This window comes from Streptomyces sp. LS1784, from assembly GCF_020103755.1.
Lineage (GTDB): Bacteria > Actinomycetota > Actinomycetes > Streptomycetales > Streptomycetaceae > Kitasatospora.
This window is the reverse complement of the sequence record NZ_JAHSQD010000626.1, coordinates 1-4524: the sequence shown is the minus strand read 5'-3', so window position 1 is coordinate 4524 and position 4524 is coordinate 1. Positions and strand designations below refer to the sequence as shown.

The 4524-nt window shown below is 75.0% G+C and carries 4 protein-coding genes, 1 rRNA gene and 1 pseudogene; 3 read left to right on the top strand and 3 right to left on the bottom strand.

Going from position 1 to position 4524, the window contains the following annotated elements; all coding sequences use genetic code 11:
* From rrf to KS423_RS39235, 3 genes are all read left to right on the top strand, one after another.
* Positions 1-78: ribosomal RNA gene (rrf, locus tag KS423_RS39245) — 5S ribosomal RNA — on the top strand; the annotation flags it as partial.
* A 219-nt stretch (positions 79-297) separates the two neighbouring features.
* The gene (locus KS423_RS39240) at positions 298-705 is read left to right on the top strand and encodes a YciI family protein (RefSeq protein ID WP_224284509.1); all 408 of its coding nucleotides are present in this window, start codon (positions 298-300) and stop codon (positions 703-705) included.
* A gap of 8 nt (positions 706-713) precedes the next feature.
* Positions 714-1871: an RNA polymerase sigma factor gene (locus tag KS423_RS39235; RefSeq protein WP_224284511.1), complete on the top strand. Its 1158-nt coding sequence runs from the start codon at positions 714-716 to the stop codon at positions 1869-1871.
* Positions 1872-1900: 29 nt separating this feature from the next.
* Here KS423_RS39235 and KS423_RS39230 read toward each other — a convergent pair whose 3' ends face one another.
* From KS423_RS39230 to KS423_RS39220, 3 genes and pseudogenes are all read right to left on the bottom strand, one after another.
* Positions 1901-3235, bottom strand: a complete 1335-nt coding sequence (locus KS423_RS39230) for a DUF58 domain-containing protein (RefSeq protein ID WP_224284508.1) — start codon at positions 3233-3235, stop codon at positions 1901-1903.
* 82 nt (positions 3236-3317) lie between these two features.
* Entirely contained in the window at positions 3318-4328 is a 1011-nt protein-coding gene (locus KS423_RS39225) for an AAA family ATPase (protein WP_374120119.1), read from the bottom strand.
* Positions 4325-4524: pseudogene (locus KS423_RS39220) on the bottom strand (DUF4350 domain-containing protein); the annotation flags it as partial. The pseudogene KS423_RS39220 and the gene KS423_RS39225, both read right to left, overlap by 4 nt.

Sequence of the window (4524 nt, the reverse complement as noted above, 5' to 3'; positions counted from 1 at the left end):
CCGAACCCGGAAGCTAAGCCTTACAGCGCCGATGGTACTGCAGGGGGGACCCTGTGGGAGAGTAGGACGCCGCCGAACAATTCTTCAGAAAGAACCCCCATCCGGGTCCCGGATGGGGGTTCTTCGCATTTCCGGGGCGGATCAGGTGTGCCGGGCGAGCGGTGCTGGACGAACCTGGGGCCGGCCGTCCGCGACGGACCGAAAAAATCTTGGTCAGCCGTGTCGAGAACCCGTGCCCGGCACCGTCCCCGGGGTGAGCGCGGCCAGAATGGTCGCACCGGCTCCGAGGAGAAGACGATGGCCAAGTACCTGTTGCTGAAGCACTACCGGGGTGCCCCGGCCGCGGTCAACTGCGTGCCGATGGACCAGTGGACGCCGGAGGAGGTCACGGCGCACATCACGTACATGCAGGACTTCGCGGCCCGCCTGGAGCAGACCGGCGAGTTCGTCGACGGTCAGGCGCTCGCGCCCGAGGGGACGTGGGTCCGGTACGACGGCGAGGGGCGCCCGCCGGTCACCGACGGTCCGTTCGCCGAGACCAAGGACCTCATCGCCGGCTGGATGGTGATCGACGTCGACAGCTACGAGCGCGCCGTCGAGCTGGCCGGGGAACTGTCGGCCGCCCCCGGGGCCGGGGGGAAGCCGATCCACGAGTGGCTGGAACTGCGCCCGTTCCTGGCCATGCCGCCGACCATCACGGAGTGACCTCTCCGATGGACGAGGCCCTGTTGCGGAGCCTCACGCCGAGCGTCATCGGCGTCCTCGGCCGCCGCGGAGCAGACTTCGCGGCGGCCGAGGACGCCGTGCAGGAGGCGCTGGTCGAGGCGGTCCGGCTCTGGGCCGTCGAGCAGCCGCGTGATCCCAAGGGCTGGCTGGTCACGGTGGCCTGGCGCAAGTTCCTGGACGCGGCCCGGTCGGACGCCGCCCGTCGGCGCCGGGAGGACCTGGTCGACCAGGAGCCGGGGCCGGGACCCTCAGCCGACGTGGACGACACGCTCCGGCTCTACTTCCTGTGCGCCCACCCGGCGTTGACGCCCTCGTCGGCAGTCGCGCTGACCCTGCGTGCGGTGGGCGGGCTGACCACCCGCCAGATCGCGCAGGCCTATCTGGTGCCCGAGGCGACCATGGCGCAGCGGATCAGCCGGGCCAAGCGCACCGTCTCGGGCGTCCGGTTCGACCAGCCGGGGGACGTCGCCACCGTGCTCCGGGTCCTCTATCTGGTCTTCAACGAGGGCTACTCCGGTGATGTCGACCTCGCGGCCGAGGCCATCCGGCTCACCCGGCAGCTCGCGGCGGTGATCGACCACCCCGAGGTGGCGGGACTGCTGGCTCTGATGCTGCTGCACCACGCCCGGCGGGCCGGCCGGACCGGGCCGGACGGCGCGCTGGTGCCACTGGCCGAGCAGGACCGCGGCCGGTGGGACACCGGGTTGATCACCGAGGGCATCGGGATCCTCCGGACGGCGCTGGCCCGGGACCGGCTGGGCGAGTTCCAGGCGCAGGCGGCCATCGCGGCGTTGCACGCCGACGCGCTCACCGCCGAGGAGACGGACTGGGTGCAGATCGTCGAGTGGTACGACGAGCTCGTCCGGCTGACCGCGAGCCCGGTGGTGCGGCTCAACCGCGCGGTGGCGGTCGGCGAGGCCGACGGTCCGCGCGCCGGGCTGGCGGCGCTGGCGGAGCTGGACGGCGCGCTGCCCAGGTACACCGCGGTGGCGGCGTACCTCCACGAGCGCGAAGGGGATCTGGTGACGGCGGCCCGGCTGTACGCGGAGGCGGCGCACAAAGCGCCCAACCTCGCCGAGCGCGACTACCTGACCCGCCGGGCGGCCCGGCTCAACGAGGGACTGAGGGGCGGTCGGACGAGCTGACGCGGGTGGTGCCGGGGCGCCGGGGCCCCTCAGAGCCGGCCGGCGGCCTTCAGCGCCAGGTAGGTGTCGGCCAGGGCCGGGGCGATCCGGGCGGGAGGGGCGTCCAGGACGGTGACGCCGTGGCGGGTGAGGCGCTCGGCGGTGGCGCGGCGGTCGGCGCGGGTCTGCTCGGCGGCGGCCGCGCCGTAGACCGCCTCCAGGGTGCCCCGCCCGGCGGCGAGGACGTCCAGCTGCGGGTCGGCGACCGAGGCGAGGACGACCTCGTGGCGCTTGGTGAGCACCGGCAGCAGCGGGCGCAGGCCGTCCTCGACCGGGGCCGCGTCGAGGCCGGTGAGCAGCACGATCAGCGAGCGCTGCGGCGCCATCTTGAGTGCCGTGGCGACCAGCTTGCGCATGTCGGTCTCGTGCAGCGCGGGTTCCAGGCCGGCCATCGCGTTGGTGAAGGCGGGCAGCACCTCGTGGGCCGAACTGCCGGCCACCGTGACGCGCTTGCGGGAGTCGTGGGCGAGCAGGTCGATCCGGTCGCCGGCCCGGGTGGCGAGGGCGGTGAGCAGCAGCGCGGCGTCGAGGGCGGCGTCCAGTCGGGGCGCGTCGCCGACCCGGCCGGCCGAGGTGCGGCCGGTGTCGAGGACGACGAGGATGTGCCGGTCGCGTTCGGGGCGCCAGGTGCGGACGGCGAGGCCCCCCGCGCCGGCGGCCGTGTTCGCTGCCCGGCGGGCGCTGGCGCGCCAGTCGATGGAGCGGACGTCGTCGCCGGGCAGGTACTCGCGCAGGGAGTCGAACTCGGTGCCCTGGCCGCGGGTCAGCACCGAGGTGCGGCCGTCGAGTTCGCGCAGCCGGGCGAGCCGGGAGGGCAGGTGCTTGCGGCTGGCGAACGGGGGCAGCGCGCGGACCGTCCAGGGGACGAGGTGCGAGCCCTGGCGGCCGGCCAGGCCGAGCGGGCCGAGCGAGCGGACCGTCACCCGGTGGGCCTGGTGGTCGCCGCGGCGGGTGGGGGTGAGCACGGTGGTGATCCGGCGCCGCTCGCCGCCGGGGAGGGCCAGGGTGTGCCGGGAGGCGGCCTCGGCGGTGCCGGGGCGCCAGGCGGACGGGGCCCAGGCATCGCGGACCAGGCCTCGGAGCAGCCGGCCGGACGGGTTGGTGACGGTCAGTTCGACCGTGGCGGGCTCGCCGAGCCGGACGGTGGTGTCGCCGCCCCGCCCGAACCGCAGGCTGCGGACCGGGGCGGCGAGCACCAGGTCGACCGCGACGGCGATCAGCACCGCACCGGTGACCAGGCCGATCCCGGTCCGGGACGGCAGCAGCAGGCCCACGACGAGCGCGCCGAGTGCGGCGAGCAGGGCGGTTCGCCCGGTGAGGGCCATGCGGTGCGCTCCTTCGGAAGCCCGTGCGACGGAAGCCCGTGGGCCGGAGGGCCGGAACGGGTGCGGTGCGGTGGGGGTGGGGTCAGCGGGGTGCGGGCGTCTGGGCGAGGACGGCCTGGATGACGGAGTCGGCGGTGACGCCCTCCATCTCGGCTTCGGCGCGCAGCGCGACCCGGTGCCGCAGGGTGGGCAGGGCGAGTGCCTTGACGTCGTCCGGGGTGACGTAGTCGCGGCCGGCCAGCCAGGCCCAGGCGCGGGAGGCGGCGAGCAGGGCGGTGGCGCCGCGCGGGGAGACGCCGATGGACAGCGACGGGGACTGCCGGGTGGCCCGGCAGAGGTCGACGATGTAGGCGAGGACCTCGGGGGAGACGGTCAGCTTGGCGATCTGCTCGCGGGCGGCGGCCAGGTGCTCGGGCCCGGCGACCGGGCGGACGCCGGCCGCGCCGAGGTCGCGCGGGTCGAAGCCGGCGGCGTGCCGGGAGAGTACCTGGAACTCCTGGTCGCGGTCGGGCAGCGGCAGGATCAGCTTGAGCAGGAAGCGGTCCAGCTGGGCCTCGGGCAGCGGGTAGGTGCCCTCGTACTCGACCGGGTTCTGGGTCGCGGCGACCAGGAACGGGACGGGCAGCGCGCGCGGTACGCCGTCCACCGTGACCTGGTGCTCCTCCATGGCCTCCAGCAGGGCGGCCTGGGTCTTCGGCGGGGTGCGGTTGATCTCGTCGGCGAGCAGCAGGTTGGTGAAGACCGGGCCGGGCTGGAACGAGAACTCGGCGGTGCGGGCGTCGTAGACGAGCGAGCCGGTGACGTCGCCGGGCATCAGGTCGGGGGTGAACTGGATGCGCTTGGTCTCCAGGCTGAGCGCGGTGGACAGGGTGCGCACCAGCAGGGTCTTGGCGACGCCGGGGACGCCCTCCAGCAGCACGTGGCCGCCGCAGAGCAGGGCGACGACCAGGCCGGTGACGGCGGCGTCCTGGCCGACCACGGCCTTGCCGATCTCGGCGCGCAGGGCGGTCAGCGCGGTGCGCGGGTCGGTGGCGGGGGTAGCGGGTGCCGTGCCGGGGACGGAGCGGAGCTGGGCGGTTGCCTGGTCGGTCACGGGTTCCGTACCTGCCTTTCGAGGGAATCGAGGTCGTCGGCGAGCCGCAGCAGCGCGGCGTCGTCGGTCGGGGGCGGGCCGTACAGCAGGGCCCGGACGTCCCCGGCGGGCCGTTCGGGCAGTCGGCCGGCCACGGCGACGCAGAGCGCGTCGGGGTCGGGTGCGCCGGCCTGGAGCGGGACGCCGAGGGCGGGGG

What these genes read in the sequence shown, in the direction of transcription:
- KS423_RS39230 (WP_224284508.1), bottom strand. Translation starts at nt 3,235, where the DNA reads ATGGCCCTCACCGGGCGAACCGCCCTGCTCGCCGCACTCGGCGCGCTC.
- KS423_RS39240 (WP_224284509.1), top strand. Translation starts at nt 298, where the DNA reads ATGGCCAAGTACCTGTTGCTGAAGCACTACCGGGGTGCCCCGGCCGCG.
- KS423_RS39235 (WP_224284511.1), top strand. Translation starts at nt 714, where the DNA reads ATGGACGAGGCCCTGTTGCGGAGCCTCACGCCGAGCGTCATCGGCGTC.